We start from the raw sequence: 24,075 nt of genomic DNA on the forward strand, positions 1-24,075 counted from the left end.
CATATAATGCTGTATGGTCAATATATAAGACCTTAGCCGTATAATCAACTTTTAACCTTGTGCTTGATATCCTCTAAGGTAGTCTCATATAAAAATTTAAAGAGCAAAAAATCATAAACTGGATGAAACAATTTTTGCGACCAACTTATTGATATCGCCCTCAAAAAAGTGCCCCCCGTCTACCTGATGGCTATCCACTAAAACATGGGTATAGTCCTGCCAGGCTTGCAAGTTCTCATAACTGACATGATTATCTTGTATGCCATGAACAAGCACTAACTCATGCTCAGATTTTTCACGGGGTATCATGTTCTTTAACCTATAATTAATCGAGAATTCATTTCTCATAATAGGATAATAGAACTCTTTAAAATCATCGTCTTGAAGACACTCATCATCTAGTTTTCCGTACCCCTTTAACCTTTGATAAATCTCTTCATCATTGTATGAAGCAGGATCTTCCATAAACTCAGGTATATGAGGTGCAGCTTCTGCAGCAATAAATATTTTATTGGAACGTAAGCCCATGCTTAGTAAAGACTGAGCAAAGAGGAAAGCAAATAAGCCTCCTGTACTATGCCCATATAATGAAAAGCTATTTAGTTTTACGATATCACTTATTTCACTTACTGCTTCACTCACAATATTTTCGACATCATTTCTCAGCGGTTCCAACAGCCTTTTTCCCATTCCTGGGAGCTGAAAAACATAACAGTCTATATCTTCTCGTATATGACTCAAAAGCTCATCAAATACATCTGAGCTTCCTCCTGAGTACGGAAAAAGCAAGAGCGTATGATTTTTTTCTTCAGTACAATGACTACGTTTTTTTTCAAACCACATGGCATATCTCACTTTCATACCAATCCGCGATACTCTCAGCGAGAAAAGCAGAGTTTTTCGGTCCATTCATCGTTAAATGATTTCCAGCAACAGGTATCACCTTAAAGGACGTGTGGCCAAGTTTTTTCCAAAAGCGATCTTGATGCGCAGGAAAACTCGGAATAACTTCAGTATGCGCAAAAAATAAAATATCACTTACCGATTTTGATGGTTGGTATTTTTGCATTAATCCATTATTACATTCCCAAACACGCAAATAACGCGGTAAAAACGCTGCGGAGAGAATGGATTCATAGGCTGTACCTTGGCTTATTTTCCCCAGGTACTCAACCTTATCTTCCAAGGTCTCAAGTGCTGCATATACGGCATTATCCACATTGATTTCTGCCATACCAAAGGTCAACAAATAATCAAGAATTTCAGCGCCAGACATGCCATCAGGTAAATTCCCGTAACATGGGCTATCTACCATTATGACAGGTGCATTGACGCCATACCTATGCTTATACTGCTGAGCCATTTCGTAAGCGACAATGCCACCAAAAGAAGAGCCTGCAAATATCGGTGTTTGTTTTTTCCCAACGCAAGAGATAACCCCTTGCAGATAACTTTCTGCCATGTCTTCCAAACGACTAAAGTGAACATCACTGGTGAGCATTGGGGAACGAATGGCGTATACGGGATAGTCTTCAGGTAAAGCTTTTGCGAGATCCCAATAAAAATAAATATCTCCACCAATAGGGTGAATGAGTATGATCGGGGGATGGGATTGCTTCCCTTTTTGCAATAATACAATTGTATCCTGTGCTTCTGACTGATCTTTTTGCATAGCAGCATTAAGCGCAGTAACAATGGCATTAACAGTCAATCTTGGTAACTGCATAAACTCAATGGTGACACCAAACTGATTTGTCACTCTGGAACTGTATTGAACAGCAGTGAGCGAATCGCCTCCAAGCTCAAAGAAATCAGCATCAGGATTTACTGTCTCAAGCCCAAGCACATGGCAGCAAATATCGCTGACTTGCTCATTAAGCGCTTTATCAGAACTGATGGTGTTTTCCTGCGTTATAGCCTCAGGAACAACGGTTTTAGCCTTATTTTCACCTATCCAGTAATGATCACGCGCAAAAGCATAGCCTGGCATTTTAATTCTGTTTTCTGGGGATAACTGCCAGAACTTTTGCAGATCAACGGGGACAGAAAGGCAGAACAGTTGCCCAACCATCGACATCAAATGTTGATAGGGGGAGCGCTCAGCCAGGCCCTGAATGACATGATGCGTTAGCTTGCGACCTTGGTGACGTTTTGCCAGTCCACTCAAAATCGTGCCAGGTCCTACTTCAACCAACACCATGTCGGAAAACTGCTTGCTGTTGAACAGTGTCGAAAGACCCGCTTCAAACATCACGGTTTGGCGGAGATGTTCTACCCAATACGCCACAGAACATGTTTGCTCTGGCTTAATCCAGTCACCACTCAAATTCGAAATATAAGGCAACACTGGAGGGTTCAGCTGCACTGAGCCAACCAACTGTGCAAAATCATCCAAAATGGGATCAAGCATAGCAGAGTGGAAAGCTCTGGAGACTTTCACGCTACGGTAGGTTATTCCCTGTTGGTTTAATACGGCTTCCAAAGCCTCTACCTTGTCAGGCGCGCCAGATATCACACATGACTGCACCTCATTAATAGCAGCAATATCCAACTGGTGAGTCTCAACAAAGGGTCGAACCTCCTCATAAGTACAGCGCGCCGATACCATTCGACCTTGGGGCAGAGATGCTAACAACTGCCCACGCTTAATCACCAGTGATAGCGCATCAGTCAGTGACAGAACACCTGCACAGCAAGCTGCGACATACTCACCAAGACTATGGCCTATCATTGCTGCAGGGGAAACGCCTTTATCCATCAGCCATTTTGCCAGTGCAAACTCACAGATAAACAGCGCTGGATGAGTAATCGCTGTGTCATTGATGCGCTCGCTGGCTGCCAGCAGATCCTCACGTGAGACCTCGTTCCCTAGCATTGGGGATGCAATATCCAAGCACTGTTCTACCCAAAAACGGAAAGCTGGCTCATTATCAAATAACCACTGAGTCATGCCTTTATATTGCGCTCCCTGCCCTGGGAACATAAAGACCACTGACGGTACTCGACCAGGTTTATGGATTATCTGGGGCTGTGCTACTAAAGCCTCTGCCAATTCCTTACTGTTGTTGCCCGTCACCACCCTCTGGCAATCAAATCGGCTCCTGGAGTGCATTAGCGTATAGCCCGCACGCACTAATTGCTCTGTTTGCGCATCACGCACAAACGCGGCCATTGCTGCAGACTGACGGCGTAAGCCTTCTTCATCGGGTGCTGACAAGCAAAGTAGTAACGGTCTACCTGTAACACCTTCCTGTAGTGAAGGATTCGTTTCCGGCGCCTCTTGTAAAATCACGTGGGCATTGGTTCCACCAATACCAAAAGCACTGACCCCCGCTGTTCTTAGCCCACTGCCTTGATCTTGCGTCCACTCCTCTGTCGTTTGCTGCACTTTAAAGCCTCGTATAGCCAGCTTCAGTTCAACATTTTCCTGCTGGAAGTGAACCGTTGGCACCAGGGTTTTATGCTGTAAACATAAAGCGACTTTTATGAGTCCTGCAATTCCAGCCGCAACATCAAGGTGTCCCAGATTACTCTTCAACGCACCAATTGCGCAGGGCTGTTTAGATGTTCTGCTAGAAAGCGCCTGAGATAAGCCAGCAATTTCAATAGGGTCTCCTAACTTAGTACCTGTACCATGCGCTTCTATGTAAGACACATCATCAGCAGAAACCTGTGCATTGGCCATTGCCTGCCGAATAACAGCAGCCTGACGGTCTTCACTCGGCGCGGTGAACCCCGCTTTATGATTGCCATCATTATTGATTGCGCTGCCCTTAATAACAGCAATCACACTGTCACCGTGTTCCAGTGCTTGAGCAAGGGGCTTGAGTAATACAACGCCAACACCCTGACCCTCAATTGTGCCCGTGGACTCACTATCAAAAGGACGACAATGACCATCCGCTGAGAAAATCATTCCTGGCTGATAAAGGTAACCTTGCTTCTCAAGCTGCCCCAATGAAATACCTCCTGCAATAGCCATCTGGCAATCACCAGCTTGTATTGCGCGGCAGGCCTGATGCACGGCCACCAGCGAGGAGGAGCAAGCCGTCTGCACGGTCATTGCAGGCCCTGTAAGGTTTAGGGTGTAAGCGACTCTGGTTGCCAAAAAGTGCGACTGATTACTAATCATCACCTGATAGTGATCAACCAGGTCAGCATGCTTCATCGATGGCAGCACATAGTCTGACTCGTAATGATTATTCCCAACACTGGCATACACCCCCACATCATCCGTGATGGTTAACGGGTCATAGTTAGCATTTTCAAAAGCATGCCAAACACACTCAAGGAAAACGCGATGTTGTGGGTCCATCATCATGGCTTCTTTGGCTGTTAGCCCAAAGAAGCCCGCATCAAAGTACTCAATGCCTTCTAGTTTACTTTGTGCCAACACATAGTTGGGGTTACTAAGCTGCGACTCTGGTACTAACCCCTGCAGTTCTTCAAAGGAGTAACGTGACACAAGCTCTTTGCCTACTTTCAGGTGCTCCCAAAATTCAGCCAGGGTTGCGGATTGTGGAAAACGGCCCGACATACCGATTATTGCAATATCGTTATGTGCGATAGACTGTGCTTTTGGCTTAACCACTGCTGGCTTCGATACGCTAGCCTGCTGTTCAACATAGTGCACAATGCTGGCAATAGTCGGCAGCTTAAACAGGTCAATCAATGACACTGTAGACTGCACATCTGCAGGTAATAACCCATGCATTCGGGTAAGGAGTATTGAGTTTCCGCCTAACTCAAAAAACTTTTCCTGAAGCCCAACTGACTCTCTTTGCAGCAGCTGACACCAAACAGACTGCAACACCTGTACCAGTGGCTCACTTTCAGTCTTAAATGCTTCATCATCAGTTGCCAGGCTATCAAAGGTTGGTGCAGGCAGTGCTTTGGAATTCAGCTTGCCATTTACCGACATAGGTAAGGCTTCCAGTGCAATAAATTGCTCAGGAACCATATAATCAGGCAGTTTTTGCTTCACCCACTGCGCCAGGGTAAGCGAACTCATATCAACAGCCGACGACACATAATAGCCTACCAACACCTGAGCATTGCTGGACCCTGCTGAACTATTTACCAGCTGAACAGTGACTTGCTGTATTTGCGGATGAGCCAGCATCGCCTGCTCAATATCCGCTTTTTCAATACGGTGCCCCATGACTTTAATTTGCCCATCCTGGCGGCCCATAAACAGCAAGCTGCCATCATCCAGCTGCCTGACCATATCCCCTGTTCGATACCAAGTCCCATCTGCAAAGGGCAAACGTATAAACCTGCTTTCGTTTAACTCAGGCTTATTCACATACCCCTGTGCTACACCTGTACCGCTGATATAAAGTTCACCACATGCGCCTAATGGTAAAGGCTCACCCTGCAGACCTAACACAGCGCAACGCTCTCCGGGCAAAGGCCACCCAATACTGATAACGCCTGTGTCTTGCCCTGCTAAATAGGTTTTACTGGTAGACCAGATGCAGGTTTCTGTTGGCCCATAAACATTAATCACCCGCGAAAACTTAGCCAATGCACGTTGGGCCAAGTGATGAGATAAGGCTTCCCCCCCCACCAGCAGCGTACACTTTGTGGTTTGCTCGAATGATGGCAACGTAAACTCAAGCATACTTGGCGTGGTTTGAATAAAGTCGAGTGACTGACAGTTAATAGGACTTTCCCTGTAATCACCCAGTGTCAACGTACCTCCCGATAGGAATGGCAAACCAAACTCTGCCCCGAAAATATCAAACACCATGTTGGTCATGCTGAAGGTATTCAGCCTAGTCTTATTCGGGAAGTGAGCCTGCCATAGCCCATGTAACGTCGCTATAAACGCACTATTGGATAACGCAACACCTTTAGGCTGGCCTGTGGTGCCAGATGTATACAGGATATACGCGGTATCTTGTGGCTTGATCTCCGGCTCAGCTAAATTCGCTGGAACATTGAGTAATGCCTGTTTGGCGCTGTCCAGGACAAGTGTAGGAATAGATACATTTAGTAATAGCTGGTCATGCAAACCATCAGTAACCAAACAGTCAGCCTGGCAATCCTGCAAAATATACTCAATTCGCTCTGCAGGATAGTCATAAGACAGGGGCACATAGGTTGCGCCAAGCCTCCCTATAGCGAGAATGACCGTTAATGCTAACGCATCTCTTGGCATTAATAGCGCAACTCGCTGTCCTGAGCTTATGGCGTATTCCGACTGAAGACAGTATGCCACCGCCAATACTTGCTGATGCAGTTGTAAGTAGCTGAGCACTTCACCAGAGTGACATAGGGCAGGCGCATCTGGCTGAAGGCAAGCATAATGCCCAATCGCTGCCGCCAGGTTACGCGTTGGGATTGCTGGAACCATGTTTTGCAGTTTTTCACCTGTCATTATGGATGGCGCAAACTGCAATTGCTGCTCATTAGGATCAGCCAGCACCTGCGTTACTATCTGCTGCAACACATTTAAAGCCTGCTGCATCTTAGTTGTGCTGAACCACTCTGTCGCAAAGTCCAGATGGATATTGATTGCGTCTGCTTGCTCTTCAACCTGGAGTGCCAATGGATAGTCCCGATGTTCCTCTCGGGATACGAATTGATGATGTAAACGGTCAAGGTCGTTCTGCAAACTTGGGTCAGGATAGTTTTCAAAAACATACAATGAGTCAAACAGCCTGCTGCCACCCTGCTGTAAGTCTGCCAAACTGACTAAACTGCGGCTATTGGCTTCTCCCACGGCATCCTGTAATGCACTGATCTGCGCGAGTAAGCTGGTACCTGTATCATGCTGGTGCTTAATTGGCAGTGTATTGAGAAACATGCCAACAGCATGTTCAATGCCCGCTACAGGTAACATTCTGCCCGCAATGACAGTACCGACAACCGTTTGTGCCGCCCCAGAATACAGTGATAAGAGCTTGTGCCAAGCAAACAGGAACACGGAGTTCACCGTAATACCGTACTTTTGTGCCAGCCCACTCAAAGAAGACAGTTCAGCGTTGCTCAGTTTGAGACTAAGTCTCTGTAATGATTTAACCTGACGCTGTTGTCGATAATCTGCCGGTGAAACCTCTGGATGCAGCAGCGAAGATAAAGGCATGGCCTCTTCAACATCACTTAAATACTCACTCCAATAGTCTTTATCGGCATTTTGATGTTGCTGTATGTAGTTTTGTACGGCACTGAAAGCATCAGAAACTAAAGGTAAGGGGGTGCCTTTCTGCAACGCATCATAAGTGTCATGTAAATGAGCCATTAAAATAGGGCTGCTCCATCCATCAAGAATGGCATGATGAACATTAAACAAGCAGCAATAGTGATGCTGATCCAGCTTCACCAAACAAACTCTGAACAGCCCTCCAGCACTAAGGTCGTAATTGCACTGCCGGTCCTGCTGCTGAAGCTGCGCTAACGCCTGCTCACGGTCGCTATCATTCATGTCACTGAAGTCATGATAAGCCCAGGGAAAGTCCATATCTCGGTCAACCACCTGGACAATCTCTCCCCGCCAGTCAAACCGGGAGCGCAAACAGGCAAGCTGGTTTTGCAACAGCTGCCAGGCTTGGAGAAAGAGCTGAGGTTCAACCTGAGCGTGGTAATCCCAACGGACAGCAATACGATATGAGGCATCCTGATCACCATAGGCCAGGCTGTGATGTATCATCCCCTGCTGCAGGCTATTTGCCCTAAATACCTGCTCAACTTCTTGGTGCTTCTGCAGTTGATCCAGATAATTTTGAGACACCACAAAGTTAACATCAGATTCTGTCAACCAAGTGCGTTGCTCATCTCCCAATTCAGATAGCAGCATATCCAGTTGCGCAGAAAGTGCTTCCGCCACGTTCTGTGCTGTTATATCTCTGAGGCTGGATTTTACTAACAGCTGTAACTGACCATTTGCCAGCCAACTGACGACTTCCAGTAGATGAAGTGATGGGTTTTCTGAGTGGCTAGATAGTTCGCTATACGCTAAAGCCAATTGCCATGGAGAAGACTCAGTAGACTCAATCCTGCCTAAATAGTTAAGGCTCACCCCATCCAAAGAGGTACAGGGCATCGAAAAAGCAGCACCATAATTCAACCCTTTTTCTGCACAGCGTCTTAACTGATTTTTTGTGTCTATTAACTGTTCACGGCCATTGGTTTTCGCTGTCAAACGAACAGGGTAGCGACTGGTAAACCAGCCCATAGTGCGGGAAACATCAAGCGTTTCATGCTCATGCTGTCGTCCATGCCCCTCTAACCATAACGAGTGGGATTGCTGCCCCGTGTACTGTTGAAGAAAACGGCTGAGCGTCCAAGCCAGGCAGTCTTGGGGTTGCATACCCAAAGGACGAGTCCGCTCAAGCAAAGAATCGGTGGTGTCACTGCTTAGCTGTAAACGATATTCTGTTGATTCACTACCTTTGGACGCGGCCAGTAACGCTGCTTCTGGCCCAGGCAATTGACTTTGCCAAAATGACATCTCCTCATCAGTAAGGGATAGGCTATTGACCAGCTCACTCCACTGCCGATAACTGCTACTCTTGGACCCGAGTGGCTGCCTCAGATAGCCCTGATATAAATCCTCAATCAAAACCGACTGACTAACAGTATCAATAATTAAGTGATGCCAGGCCATAAAGAGCCGACCTTGTCCATCACTGAAACCATCAAGGTAAGCAAACACACTCAATGGACCGTTTGCCAAGTCAAACTGGCTATGAAGATTAGCGAACGTCTCTTTCAAGCAGGCATCAAACCCAGGCTCATGTTCTTTGACCGACAGCTCTCTAATATCCACTCGATGACAGGCCGGTTTTGCAGAGTCGGGTTGATAATGCTGCACCCACTCACCACTATCATTTACCGTAAAACGCAGTGCAAAGGCATCATGGTGCGCTACCACTTGACTGACAGCTTGCTCAAGACGAGAAAGGGACAGTGGCGGCGTCACTAACATGGCCGTCTGATTCCAGTGACTGGCCACCGCCCATTCGTTTGAAAAAAACCACTGTTGAATGGGGAGTAAAGGCACTTCCCCTGTCAGTGGCGGCTGTCCGGTTTGAGGCTCAGCAACATGAGGGTTTGAGTTTTGCAGTTTGTCTGAGACAAACTCAGCCAAGGTAGCTACTGAACGATAAGTAAACAGCTCCCTTAACCCAAGCTCTACCTGCATTTCACGGCGCAGACGGCCCACCATCTGAATCGCCATGACACTGTCGCAGCCTAGAGAAAATATATCATCATGAATCCCCAGCCGTTCTTGGGAAATGTTCAGTACACCCGCCCAAAGCTGACAAAGTTTAGCCTCTATCGAGTTGCTTGGCTGACAGTGCTGGTGTGGAGTATGGGTATTTGGCACAGGCAATGCATCCCGGTCCAGCTTGCCATTGGCCGTTAGCGGGAGTGAGTCCAGAGCAATGAGGAAAGGCGGTACCATATACTCTGGTAGGCGCAACTCAAGCGCCTGGCGGAGTGACTGCTCATCGACCTGAGCTTTCGTCACATAATAGCCCACGAGATTTACCGCTGAGTTTTCTCCATCCACAGGCTGAGTGAGGACAAGCGACTGCTCAACCCCCTCAAACTGAGTAATCACTGCTTCGATCTCACCAAGCTCAATACGATGGCCGCGCACCTTGACCTGAAAATCATTGCGTCCCTGGAAAATAATATTGCCATCAGACTCAACACGGCCCAAGTCACCGGTTTTATAAATCCGCCCTAAGTCTGGATGCTCTATGAAGCGCTCACCGGTCAACGCCTCATTTTTCCAGTAACTTAGCGCCACGCCTAACCCACCAATGTAGATTTCACCAGTCACCCCCACCGGGCAGGGCTGCAGCTGATTATCCAAAACACTCATGGTTTGGTTCGGCATTGCCTTGCCATAAGGCACTGAAGCCCAATCAGACTGACGAGATTCAATCGGGTACCAAATTGACCAAATACTCCCTTCTGTAGCCCCCCCTAAGCTGAGTTGCTTGGCTGCCGGGAATGTACAAGCGAGCCTATCGAGGAGGTTGAGTGGAATCCAATCTCCACTCATCATGAACAGTCGCAGCGATGGCAGCGGAGTATTGGTTGCAGAGGCAGCTTCTTCCAACAGACCCGCAAGCTGGGGAACAGTATTCCAAATGCTGACCTTTTCCTGCTGTATCAACGGTAACCAGCAGTCAGGGGTCTTCACATGTTGCTGATCAGGAAAAACAACTTTGGCACCTACAGCGAGTGCACCGAACAAGTCATAAACTGACAAGTCAAAACTGAGCTCAGACAGCGCAAATAAAGCATCATTGGCAGTGACGTTATACTGCTCATTCACCGCAACAATGGTATTCACTGCACCCCGATGACTGATCGTCACGCCTTTAGGCTTGCCAGTAGAGCCCGAAGTAAAAATGACATAAGCAACATCATCTGGCTTAACCTCGGGTAAGCTCACTTTGGCGCTACAGAACTCATCGGCCAAAGCCGTCTCAATGCAAAGGCTTGAGATGCTTTGCATCAGCTTAAAATCACGCTGAGCTTGAAGCTCTGTGATTAAAAGATGATCTGCCTCAGCCTGTGCCAACACACCATTCATTCTCTCTTCAGGCCAGTCAACATGCAGTGGCAAATAACCTTTACCGGCCTTCATTATCGCCAAACAAGCACACAGCTGGGCGTATCCCTTATCTGCCAAAACGGCTATTAACTCTCCCTCCATTGCTACACAGTGACTGGCTAAACGCTCACTATCCTGCTGTAACTGGGCGTAGGTATAACTTTGTCCTAAACGCTCATCATAAACTGCAATACGGTGTGCTTCCCTGGCCTGCTTTTCAAACAAGCTGACCAGAGTTTCTTCACTCACCGGCTGGTTGGCACTGTTGATCAGAGCAATACAGCGCTCATCCTCTGGCGGTAAATAGCCACGGGGCACACTCCTAGACCATTCTTGTGTAGCCAAGTGGGTGATCAGCTCGCAATAGCAGTGATTTAAATGGGGGATAAAATCCGGCTCAAAAAGCTGATCGACATACAGCCACTTACTCATGAATCGATCACCCGACTCGACCGCCTGCAAATCAATCCATGCTTGGGATGTCTGCGCACACCAGTAACGCTGTTCCCTTAGCTCACTCTCGACAAGAAATGACCGTTTCTCCCAGCGATCAGTCTGCTGTCCAATAACACCAGTAAAGACAATAGGTGATGTAGCAGCATTCGCATCAAGCTGATGTCGTTTCACCAGCTCTCGCTGTACTTGAATACCGTTATAAAGTGCATGATTGACATCATCCCACATGCGGTCATGAGTGCGGTTGATGGTTTCAAGTAGCTGACTGCCAGCATCCTTGAAGTGAAATAGGTTAGTCGATGTAAAGTCACCCAAGATCTCATCAACACGCTCACAAACTGGATAACGGTTAAACAGCGTCAGGGTAATTAAGAACTCGTCATTACCAGAAAAGCGTGCAATCAGGTAACCGTATAGTGCAAGCAGTACAGAAGAGTAAGACACCTGATAATCTTGAGCCTTTTTCTTAAACTGCTGCCAAATTTCAGGCTCCAGATAAAGCGTATGCTCGGAAAACGTCGGCTGAGTGACGTTCATAGGCTCTTGCTTAAGCGGTAAATTGGGGCGCAAAGGCAGGGTTTGTAACTTTTCAGCCCAATATGCTTTATCCTTTTCATACCAAACAGAGTTTGGCAGGTGCACGACATAGTCCTGATAATCTTTGAAGTTAACCTTTGGCAAACTGGCCGTAATATCCTCACCACGATATAGCCTGTCGAGTAAGGAATACATCATCAGCCGGCTTTGCACATCCAACAGAATTAAGTCAATGCTGACATGCAGCACATAACAGTCTTTAAACTGACTGACTTCAAAGGTAAACAGCGGAAAGCAGGAAACATCATAGACCGCGTGAGACAGCCTATGGCGAACATCTGCCAGAGTGGCATCGCTCTTATTAACATCAAAGTAGTTGGTATGCACACAGTAATGCCCAACCTCACTTGTTGGTAAGTAGCGCTGGCGCATGGTGTTTTCATCAAACACTGTGCGTAACACAGGACACAGGCTAATCAGCTCGTTGATTGCATTTTCCAGCCGGTTAATGTCCAGTGAGCTGTACACATACTCGTTGTATATATGATTTGCCACATTGCCAATTTCATACTGCCCCATACGTCCAAGCAAATAAGCTTTTTGGATTTCCGTCATGGCAAAGTCTTGCGTGCTTTCCCCTTTAGCTGATAAAGGCAACTGTGCTAAATCAGCCTCTCCCGAGATAAACTTAAAATCACTCGCCGAGTATTCTGTCGTCTTTTGGTTGGCACACAAGTCAACCAGCGCAACCAATGCTGTCTGGTAACAGTCCAGGAGTTTCTGATTAACCGCTTCAGTCAGGCAGGATTTAACTTCGATATGCAGCTGCCCATCAACAACAAAGCCAAAAATGGTGATGCTAAAAGGCCAGTCTTCAGGATGCCCTATCGTTTGTCCTGTATCTGTCACTACTAGATGCCACTGCTCAGTATGCTCTGACGTAGGTTGTACCAAGGAATCTAGCTGACCTAAGTAGTTAAAACACACTGATGGTATGGGCAGATCGCTGCTTTGTGCCCAGGTACCATAGCCTACGCCATTACCAAGCATCGCCCGCAGCTGCTCTTTACAACCTATCAAGGTTGTTTGCAGATTCTGGCAGGATTGCAGTTTGTAGGGAGATAAACTGGTAAACCAACCCACTGTCCGCTCAATATCCAGTGGACTATCAATGACCTCTGCAATGACTTCTCGGCCATGGCCTTCTAGAGAGATATGGGTGACTTCGCCCGCTAACACTTCGGTTAATGCGGTGTCTGCCGCTGCAATCAGTACATCATTAATCTGCGTATTAAATGCTTTATGGCACTCTCCAAGCAGCGACTGGGTCAATGATTGGGGCAGTTTAATCTGACTTGAAGTAAATGGCTGTTTATTGGACAGAAAACCTTGCGGGACACGGTAATCTTCCATTAATGCTTGCCAATACCTTAATTCTTCAGGGTGTTGATGTGGATACTGTTCAATACACTGGCTCCACTGTCGATAGCTACTGCCTTTCTGCGGAAGCTTCTTGCCTTGATATAACACCTGCAGGTCATGAACAATAATGCCCCAGCTGACGCTGTCCATGATCAAGTGGTGGAAAGCACAGAACAGCAGTCCTCGATCTGGTTTGAGTCCCTCAATATAGACAAACTGAAATAAAGGGCCTGAGGTGAGATCAAAACTGCTTTGCCAGCTGGTCATTAACTCACTCAACGCTTGCGCATCAGTATGCTCATCCAGATTCACCTGTATGACGTTGACTGGCTGCTGCTCACCATAGAACTGGCGTGGATATTGACCTTCAGGGGTATCGGTGTAATGCAGTCGCAAGGCGTCATGGTGCTTTACTAGCTCAGACACAGCATGTTGCAACGCATTCTGCTCTAACAACGGTACATCTATGCAAAACGCTTGGTTCCAGTGCTCTGGTTGAATAAATTGACGCGCAAAGAACCAGGACTGAATAGGCAGTAAGGGCACCTCGCCGCTTAACACCCCTTCTTCTACTTGATAGGTAACGCTTGATCGTTCTTCGCCTGCTAACTGACAGAGCGCACTTATCGTTTTTAGCGCAAACACATCCTTTACTGATAAGTCCAGCAGTGACGCCTGACGAAGCTGGCTGACCAGCCGAATGGCCATGATGCTATCTAACCCGAGCTGGTATAAGTTGGAGCTACATCCCAACTGCTGAGGTTCCAGCCCTAACAGTGCTGCAACAATGTCTCGCACAGAGGCTTCTAGTTCATTTTTCGGGGCAACCACATTATCTGTGAGTGTGCGTTCCGGGATTGGTAATGCTTTTACATTCAGCTTGCCATTAACTGTTACGGGTAGCGCATCTAAACGGACAAAGGACTCTGGAACCATGTACTCAGGCAAGGCTGCCAATAGGTGCGACTTGAGCATTTCATCGCTACATTCATCTGCGGCAACGATATAACCAACCAGCCAGGGCTGCGTGTCCTTCACCACAGTTACCGCTGCTTGAGAGACGAGAGGATGTAACTCTAGGTTCGTTGTGATTTCACCCAGCTCAATTCGAAAGCCACGAATTTTGACCTGGAAATCATTCCGTCCCAAATAAACCACAGAGCCATCGGGCTGCTGGTATACCAGGTCACCCGTTTTATAAAGTCGTCCATTGATTCCGTGTTGTTTATCTTCCGTGCTCTGGTAAGGGTTTTCTACAAACTTTTCTGCAGTAAGTGCAGGATTATTAAGATAACCTCTAGCCAGTCCAACACCAGCCAGATGTAACTCACCTACCGCCCCAGGTGGGAGCAATCGTAAATTTTCATCTAAAACGAGAGCCTGGATATTATCGATTGGCTTACCAATCAGCACTTTTGATAATGCCGGATCATTACAATCGAAAAACAGCACATCAATTGAAGCTTCGGTTGGCCCATAAAGATTATGAAGCTGGACATCAGGCAATAAGGCTTTTATGTCCTTCGCCTGAGATAAGTGCAACGCCTCACCACTACAGAACATATATTTCAATGAGGCCAAACGTGCGAGTGCGTTAGGTCGAGCGCCCAGGGTCTGGGTGAAGGCACTTAACATTGAGGGTACAAAGTGCAGTGTTGAAATTTTTTCTCGCTCGATCAAATCAATCAAATAATCCGCATCTTTGTGTCCATCAGGCTCCGCCATAATGATCGCAGCGCCATACCAGTTAGCCCAGAGCAGCTCCCAAACAGACACATCAAATACATAGGGTGTCTTTTGCAGAACACGATCATCCACAGCCAGTGGATAGTTCTTTTGCATCCACTCTATACGATTAACCAACCCACGGTGCTCACACATAACACCTTTAGGCTTGCCTGTCGTGCCTGAGGTATAAATGACATAAGCTAAGTCGGTAGGATTCACCGCAACAGACAGGTTTTGAGTTTGCTGATCAGCAAGCAGACAGCGAGTTTCAGGAGTGTCGAGTAGCAGCAAACGCTCTTTAAAATCAACGAGGCTGTCTGCGTGCTTACTGTGAGCCAAGATCATGGCAGCCTGACTGTCACTGAGGATATATTCCACTCGATCCTGCGGAAAATCTGGCTCAAGCGGAATATACGCGGCACCAGTTTTCAGTACTGCCCAGATACTGATGACAGTATCTACACTTCGCTCCAGGCTTAATGCAACCAGGCCACCTTGGACAACCCCTTGCTCTGTAAGGTAGTGAGCAAGCTGATTAGCGCGCTCATTCAGTTGCTGATAAGTCAGCCGCTGCCTGGCATCTGCTACCGCTAAATTGTAAGGTGTTTGTTCAACCTGCTGCTCCAAAATAGCCGCGACATGGGTCTGATCAGAAAAGTCACAACGTGTATCGTTCCAAAGCTGGAGTAGCTGATGTTCTACTCGATTTGAAATAGGTAACAACTGGCTCAGTGGAGACAACCACACACCTTCATATTGCTGTTTTAGCGAATCCACAAAGCTATTAAATATGGCTTCAACTTGTGCCTGCTCGTACTTTTCTGCAGCATAGGTCAGTGTGAATGACAAACAGGAGGATTGCACACCTGCAATCAGTGAGATGCCGAACTTTTCCGCCAGGTCTGCATAAGGTTGAATTTGATATTCAGTGTTTTGAGTTTGTGCTGAATACTCATCAAAGTTATGCAGGGTAAACAGCACCTGAACCAGTTCAGCCAGCCTTGGCGCGCCCCCCTGAATACCCTCCACCAGTTGCTCAATGTTGAGATTATTCATTTGCTGGTATTGGATAACGGTATGATGCAAAGTCTTCGCATTGGCTAAAACACTCTCTTTTCTGTTGAGAGCAGGAACAACAGGCAACGTATTAATAAATGGTCCAATGGCAGCCTGAAATGCCTCTGGCCGGTTAGCAAGTGTCATTCCCACAGGAAATGACTCGTTTTGACCGGTGTACACCGCGATTGAATGGATGAAGTGGGTAAACAGGAGTGGATAAAGTGTTAATTCATGCTTACCACATAAATCAGTAAGGTACTGATACTCCTCTTCAGTTAGCGTCGCTGTTAGGTGGGTAGCAGCATTTGAGCCAGTAGCTGAGTAACATTGCCTTAACTGAGGCACCTCTGCTTCATTAAGCTCGGCAATTAGCCTGTCTTTGAATTGAGCTTCAGCCTCCCCAAGCGCTTGAGCCTGTTGATAAGCAGAGTAATCAAGATAGGTTGACTGTTTTAAGGTTGCTGCAAAACGTTGTGGATTTTCATAAGCCGCAGCCAGTTCATCTGCTATCACAGGGACTGAGTAGGCATCTGACAGCATATGATGATGGATACAGGCCAGTACCCAGGTACTCTTGTCCGTGAGATAGAGCAACTCAAAACACGTAAACTGTCCTTCTTCAAGAGGAAACACCGTTTTGGCCAGGCTATCTTTATGCTGCTGTAGTTCAGAGGAAGATATTTCCCTCACTGGGCAGTGAAACAACGAAGCTGGAAGAAACGCTCGCTGCAAGTCATCAGCAACACTTTGACAAAATAGTGGATGCTTTTTTAAGAACAGCTGTATAGCCTGTTGCATTCTTTGTGCATCCAGTTCATTGAAGGCAATAAACAGTGGAATAGTATAGGTGTAAGGTAAGCTGTCGATCTGACCCTGCAAATACATGCCTTGCTGTATCGAGTCTAGTTTGGCTGGCCAATTTACCCGTGGCAGTGACAGAAATGGCGAAGCTTTCGCCTGCTCTTCGTTATGAATTTTATTAGCATTGAGCAGCTCAATCAGTACTGCTTTGTGCGCAATAACCTGCTGCTTAATCGCATCAGGAAAACCCCGATTTTTATCGAATGAATAGTTAAGCTCTCCAGCCTCATTCACCCAAAGAAAAATATGCTGGCATTTTAGGTCGTTTAATAAGCTTATAATTGTCACTACAGAACTCCAACTACTCGCTCGTGATTTTCCATTTGTGATTCAGCTTGTTCGGCCATTGCAATCACGGTGCTGTTGTTATAGATATCTTCCAGTTTGAGCTGGACGCCCAGCTGCTGATCAAGGCGACGAACCAAGCGCATCGCCAAAAGTGAATTTCCTCCGCAATTGAAAAAACTTTCTGCACAATCAATATCGGTGGGCTGACACTTCAGTATCTTGGCCCAGACTTCACAGAGTTGCTGCTCCAACTTAGTGACGGGTCCCTGAAAGCTTGCATCAACGGTGACTTGTGGTAAGCGGGAGGCATCGACTTTGCCATTTGCAGATAGAGGTAACTCATTGAGCAGCACAAAGTGCTGAGGAATCATGTAATCGGGTAATGATTGTGCTAAGTATTGGCGTACCAAAGCATTTAGAGGCTGGACATCCGCATGAACATCACTTACAGCTTTATCCTCTTCCCGCACAGCACCTATCGCCATGGTGTACAGGTTATTTTCACTCAGTGTTAACCCGAGCATACAGCAGCCAATATCATGACTGACTAAGTCATCACTTAGGTGCTGAAACAACCAGCCAGCATAGACATAGTTCGATGTGCTCTGAGGACCTTCAAGATGAATTAACCCTTGGGCACCACTTACAATGGCATGAACATCAGAAGCCTTGACCAGTACAGGCTGCTGCTCGATGTCGAACAGATTACTGCCTGTCGTGCTACGGAAATAAGCACCTTCCCGGTTATAGAGTGATAGCTTAGTATCTGCTTGTTGTGTTGACTGATTCAGAGGAGCACATAGTACTAACCGACATACTAATGACTTAGTCGCTGATACATCCGGCTCAAAAAATGCTACGTGATAACCTACTTCCAGTTGCTCACACTGATCCGCAAGTAAAGCCAGCATATGTCCCGCTTCCAGAAGTGCGAGCGCTTTTGCACGGTCATGATAAAGAGGCCGGATTGCCTCCCAGTTAATGACTAGATCAATGAAGTTTACTGAAGCGACACCATTGGGCCGCTCAACATTAGGTAACTCATAAAGTGAGTGACGTGTGGGATGATAGTAATAATACCCGTCACGAGTCGCATCAACCTTATCATTGAGACCCACGTAAGCCTGAACACTGTAGGTACTCCCTGCTGATGGGTAGCGATATTTAGGAAGCACTCGATTGGGAAGTTCCAACCCAGCACACACGGAGAGAATGCGCTGTAAGTCATACCAAGTCGCTGCATTACCAGTAGCTGAAGACCAAGAGCGATTCTGGCGTAATGTAATCAGGGTATTAACCCTGTGGCTATCAATGCCACAGTCATCGAACTTCCGATAGCTTTTACGACGCAGATAATCATCTTTTTGCAGTGAGTGTGATAATGCCAAACCAGCATTTTCAACGGGGACAATGCCTCTTTGCTGAAGAATGAATAGCTCTTTATCTTCCGTATAGACAGGAACAGGCTGTTCTTTTTCTGGAATCAGGTAAGCCACTAACGCAGGGCTGGTCTCTTGTTGCTGTAAGTGAACCAGTGCTTGCGAGATTCCTTCTAGCTTATTGATATGTGCTGCAATTTCTTCTAGCTCAACACGATAACCATTCAGTTTAACCTGATTGTCAGTGCGCCCTAAAAATTCAATGAAGCCTTGCTCTGACCAGCGACCTAGATCACCTGTTTTATAAAGTCGGCCTAACTCTGGATGGTTAATAAACCTCTCTTTGGTTAACTCAGGTGCATTCCAGTATTCAAGGGCAACACCATCCCCACCAATATGAATTTCACCAGTAACCCCAAACGCACAGTGTTCGCCCCGATTATCCAGCACATACATCGTCTGGTTTGGCATCGCTGTTCCATAGGGAATACTTGTCCATTCTGGGTCTACCTGTTCAACTGGGTACCAGATTGACCAGATACTTCCTTCTGTCGCGCCCCCCAAACTAATGACATCTGTCTTATTATTGAGTGTTTTAATACGGCTAGGTAAATTAAGCGGTATCCAGTCTCCACTCATCAGGAAAAGCCGAATATTCATTGAAATATCCGAGCGAGACTCAAACTCATCAATGACTAAACCGGCCAGCTGCGGGACAGTATTCCAAAGCGTGACATGATGTCTATGAACAAGCTCTAGCCAAACCTCAGGTTTTTTACAATCTGCCTGGCATGGAAAAACAATTTTTCCTCCAGCTCCGAGCACACCGAATATGTCGTATACAGACAAATCGAAGCTCAGTTCTGATAACGCAAGAACCGTATCACTGGCGTTAATATTAAAACGTCGGTTAACCGCTTCAATCGTATTAAAAGCACCATGGTGGCTTATAGCGACACCTTTTGGCCGTCCCGTTGAGCCTGAAGTAAAGATAACGTAGGCCAAATCTGTCGGCTTAACGCTTGGCCATACAATATCCTCACATTGCCCTTTCGCTTGAACAAGTGTTTCCAGTTCCAAGACCGTTGCATTTAAAAGTGAAGATTCACGTTTGAGCTTTGCATGCTGTGATTTAGACACAACAACGGTATGGCAGCCAGATTGTTCCAAAATGTCATTCAAGCGCTCAATTGGCCAGTCAGGATGCAGTGGTACATACGCGGCCCCTGCTTTCATAATTCCCAAAGTAGCAGTGACATGCCAATAGCCCTTTTCAGCTAAAATGGCAATTAATTGGCCTTGAGTTTCTCCACTAGCCATTAAGGCTGAGGCCACGCTCAAATAGGCCTCATGAATCTCAGCATAGGTAAAACTCGTTTGTAATTGTGAGTCAACAACGGCTGTAGCTTTGGAGGTATTTATTAAGCTGGGTGATGTTTCAAACAGTTCAACCAATGTCCTTGATGGGTAGCTTGCCTGAGTGTTATTCCAGTGGGTAATTTGTGCTTTTTGCCAGTCCGGTAATTTAACAAAAGGCAAAGCCATTAAGTCCCAGTCGCGATGTGCAACTTGCTCGATTAAAGCACAATAGCTGTCGTGCATTGCCTGAATTGTTTGTGGCGAAAAGAGCTGATCTACATAGTCCCACTCTGCAACAAACCCTGCATCTGTCTCATACGCTTTGTGGTCTAACCAAACCTGAGAAGTTTGAGAAATAGCGTATTGAGTACCCTGGTAACTCTCATCCAATGGCAAGTCAAACATGCTGGCTTTACCATTCATACCAATAACACTGGTTAATACAACCGGTGCCACTACTTGGTGAGAGGGTAAACTTCGTGCTTGCTTGAGCATACGTTGCACATCAATACCATCACACAAGTTGTTATCAACGTCTTCCAACAACCGGGAATGCACTAACTCCAGCTGCTGTCGGGCAGAGATATCATTACGCAATTGATAATCAAACAAACTTAAAACAGTAAAATCACCAATGATGTCATCTACTTGAGCATGTAGTGGCAGTCGGTTAAACAGCGTTAAGTTAAGCGTGACTTTCTCTTGATCAGACCAAAAACAGAGCACACGACAAAATAGCTCGGCAATCAATGCCGTTGGACTAATATCATTGCAGCGGCACTTATCTAAAATTAATTGCCATGTTGCTTGCGGTACAGTCCGGGTTACTCGTTTGAAGTATGGCTTCTCAATACTTGATGGGTTTGCAGCTAAAGGCAAATCCATTTTTAACGACATTTGTTGTGTTTTTTCATGCCAGTACTGCTCAGCCTGATGGAACAGCTCACTCTGGCGTATCCGCTCATATTGAGTATGATAATCTCGGTAGTTAATTAATAGCTTGGGCAACACTGCCTGCGGATTTTGATATAAAGTGATCCACTCTGAAAATAGAATCTCAAAGCTCTTCATATCAATGATAATCGCATCAAAACTCACATGAAGAATGTAGCTATCCCCTACTTTAGACAGCAATATGTCAAATAGTGGATAAACGTCTGCCGCATAAACTTTATGGGAAAACGCCTGGCGAATCTCTTCTAGCTCAGAGTGATTAGTAAACTCCTGATAACGAATTTGGTAATGAGGGACTTGGTTTAAATAACGTTGTTCTCCATTTTCAAAAACAGTTCTGAGTGATAAATGACGTTTGATTAACAGGTTGAATGCACTTTCTAACCGGGCATGATCTATATAACAAAATGCATACTCATGATAAATATGAGTCGATACATTGCTTAACTCAAAGTTTTTAAAACGGCCAAAATAGTAAGTTTGCTGAACATTATTAAGGGTAAATGGATGATATTGATGCGTAATATCTGACGATTTAATAATAAAATCACGATACAGAAAATCACCCTTACCAGCATTAACCAAAGGTGTTAGGCTGGATACATTTTTTTGTTCAAAAATATCTTTAATTTTTATGTCACAGCGAAATTCAGTATTGATTAAGTTAACCAACTTAATTGCCGATAAGCTATTTCCACCTAAAGCAAAAAAATCATCTGTTAAACCAATAGTATTCTTATTTACTCCTAGCGCTGAACCAAACAGCTGACACAATATACGCTGAGTCTGTGTTTCGGGTGCAATAAACCGATTGTTATGCACCAGGTTTATCGCAGGTAAAGCCTTGCGATCTACCTTTCCATTAATATTTAATGGTATAGAAGCAAGGAACATAAAATCGACAGGGATCATATATTCAGGCAAATAACTTTTTAACCAATCCTTTAAATGATCGACCCCAATGGGTTCCTTAGCGGTATAATAAGCAACCAGAAAAGGCTCAACATCACTTTCCTGGTCTTTTTGTAACTGAACAACAGCCTGCTCTATTCCTGGATAGTGTTTAATAGCCGACTCAATATCACCCAGCTCGATACGATGCCCACGTAACTTAACTTGAAAGTCTGCTCGGCTTAAATATTCAATATTACCACATGATAAATAACGAACTTTGTCACCTGTCCGATACATAGTAGCGCTATGATTATTGCCCAAATGAACAAATGGGTTAGCAATAAATGCTTTTGCTGTCAGTTCAGGTTTATTGAAGTATCCTTGTGCAACACCATCACCGGCTATGTAGAGTTCACCCACTACACCTGGTGCTACAGGCTTTTGCTCATCATTAAGTACATAACATTGCGTATTTGCTAAAGGTTTTCCAATCAATACTTTATTAGTGATTTCATTCAAGCAGTATGTGGTTGACCATACTGTTGTTTCGGTAGGGCCATAGACATTCCATGCTTTTTGCGTCATTTTGACCAACCCTTTAGCGACGTCTAAAGGAACAGCCTCACCACCACACAATGCAATAATATTAAACTTTTCTTGTCCCAGTTCAGCAACAGCCTGCCGCCAAAAAGATGGGGTGGCTTGCATATGTGTAATATCAAACTCGGTTAAATATTGCTTCAATATACGTGCATCTAATAACGCTCGTTGTTCTGCAAGCACAACAGATGCACCAAACATTAAGGGCATAAACAACTCCAACGTGGAGATGTCAAATGCCAATGTGGTAAGTGCCAGCATGCGAGACTCAGGAGACAAATGCGTGCGATGACAAAAGTCATAGGCAACATTAACAAAGTTACGATGTCTGACAGCAACACCTTTAGGTACACCTGTGGTACCCGAGGTGTAAATAACATAAGCGAGCGCATTAACATCGCCAGAATTTAATAATTCTGGCGGATTACAATATTTTTCTATTGTTGCCAATAAATCATTTGTTATTGATAACGCTGTGATGCCATCAGGTAATGAAGCCTCTGGCATATCATTTCTGGTTAATACCAGACTAGGCTTGGCATCATTCAGTATTGCCTGGGTTCTCAATAGTGGAGAAGTTGAATCTAAAGGAACATATGCACAACCTAACTTAAGGATAGCGAGCAGACTAATCAGTAATGACTCATCTCTTGGGAGCAGTACAGCAACCCTCTCACCTTCAGCTACTGAAAAGTGTTCCTTCAGGTAATGTGCTAACCCATTTGCTTTCATATTAAGCTGATCATATGTCAGCTCAGTATCACCCACAATTAAAGCTAATTTATCAGGATTAAGAGTTACCTGCTCTTCGAATAGAGCAGTAATTGTATTTTGGGGATAGAGTATTTGCTCGGAGTTACAGTCCAGATAGTAATGCTGAATCAATGCCTCTGGTAGTTGACAGAAGTTATTCCAATCAATTGTGCCTGATTTAAAATCATCAATACGTGCTAAAAATGCCTCAACATAATGAGACATCACAGAAAACAAAGGAATATTCTTTTTGTAGATAAGCTTAACTTGATGAGCGTCATCCATCGTTTGAATTAACAATAAACTTTCATCTATTAGCTCGTCATTAACTTCACATATCCCAACACTTGGAAATAGTAGCTCTGAATAAATATAGTCCTTATCTATAAAAGTAGCTGGAGATTGTTCATGAGTGACTATCTTTTCTAAATCAGCATAATATTCTGAGCCTTGTAACAAAGTATACTGTCTTGAAACGCCTTGTTCATTTTTAGTATAGAACCCATATAGAGCTGCTTTTTCAGCATTAAAAATATATTGCATAAAAAGCAAAAACAATGATTGATCCGCATGACTCCATTTATAGTGAAAAAAAAGGGTTTCACTATCGACGTCACAGATCTCAGTGCTATGTACCTCTGGACTGATAACAAAAGTTCCATACTTTTTTTGTAATTCATCAAAATAGCGTTTACCCGCTAAATTTGCTGTCACTGCATTAAACCAAAGGTCAACATCGTTTGAAAAACTGTAAGCTTCAAGCTCAGACAAAATGTCATTTCTACTTAAGTGAATAAAGCCATCAATAAAAACCTCAGCGATTTGTGCTTGAATAAACTGAAAGTCTGAGCATGATTTAGCTAAACTACAATTAGCCAATATGCACTTATCATTATTTTTTTGGTTTACTATTGAGAAAAACTGAACGTCATTACCCTCTTTATCACATAGTGCTAGCTTTACTTTGTTTGCATCAGAAAAAGAGGTTTCAACAGCATAGCAAAACTCGTAATCTATTTTATAATGGCTTATATCATTCTCATTAATAAGATGAATATTATGATGCTCTTGAGCCAACCAAAAGCTTTGCTCTTCATCATGTGAAGCTATCAGAAAAACTTGATGACCAGCATCTGCTAGATAACCAATTACGTTCTTACTTACTTCATCTACACAGGCTTTAGTGACAACATTTAATATATTCAT

At 45.1% G+C, this 24,075-nt stretch carries 3 protein-coding genes; all 3 read right to left on the reverse strand.

Annotated elements, in window-relative coordinates:
- Positions 1 to 111: 111 nt before the first annotated feature.
- From F607_RS0105930 to F607_RS0105940, 3 genes are read right to left on the reverse strand one after another with little or no spacing between them, the layout of a single operon-like run.
- Positions 112 to 843, reverse strand: coding sequence for a thioesterase II family protein (locus tag F607_RS0105930; RefSeq protein WP_027707353.1), 732 nt, complete (start codon positions 841 to 843; stop codon positions 112 to 114).
- Positions 833 to 16,930, reverse strand: coding sequence for a hybrid non-ribosomal peptide synthetase/type I polyketide synthase (locus tag F607_RS0105935; protein ID WP_027707354.1), 16,098 nt, complete (start codon positions 16,928 to 16,930; stop codon positions 833 to 835). The genes F607_RS0105930 and F607_RS0105935 overlap by 11 nt, the downstream gene beginning before the upstream one ends.
- Positions 16,930 to 24,075 (reverse strand): non-ribosomal peptide synthetase, encoded by a 7,146-nt coding sequence (locus tag F607_RS0105940; RefSeq protein ID WP_027707355.1) that lies wholly within the window; start codon positions 24,073 to 24,075, stop codon positions 16,930 to 16,932. The genes F607_RS0105935 and F607_RS0105940 overlap by 1 nt, the downstream gene beginning before the upstream one ends.

Origin of the sequence: Zooshikella ganghwensis DSM 15267 (genome assembly GCF_000428585.1) — a bacterium.
Classification (GTDB): domain Bacteria; phylum Pseudomonadota; class Gammaproteobacteria; order Pseudomonadales; family Zooshikellaceae; genus Zooshikella; species Zooshikella ganghwensis.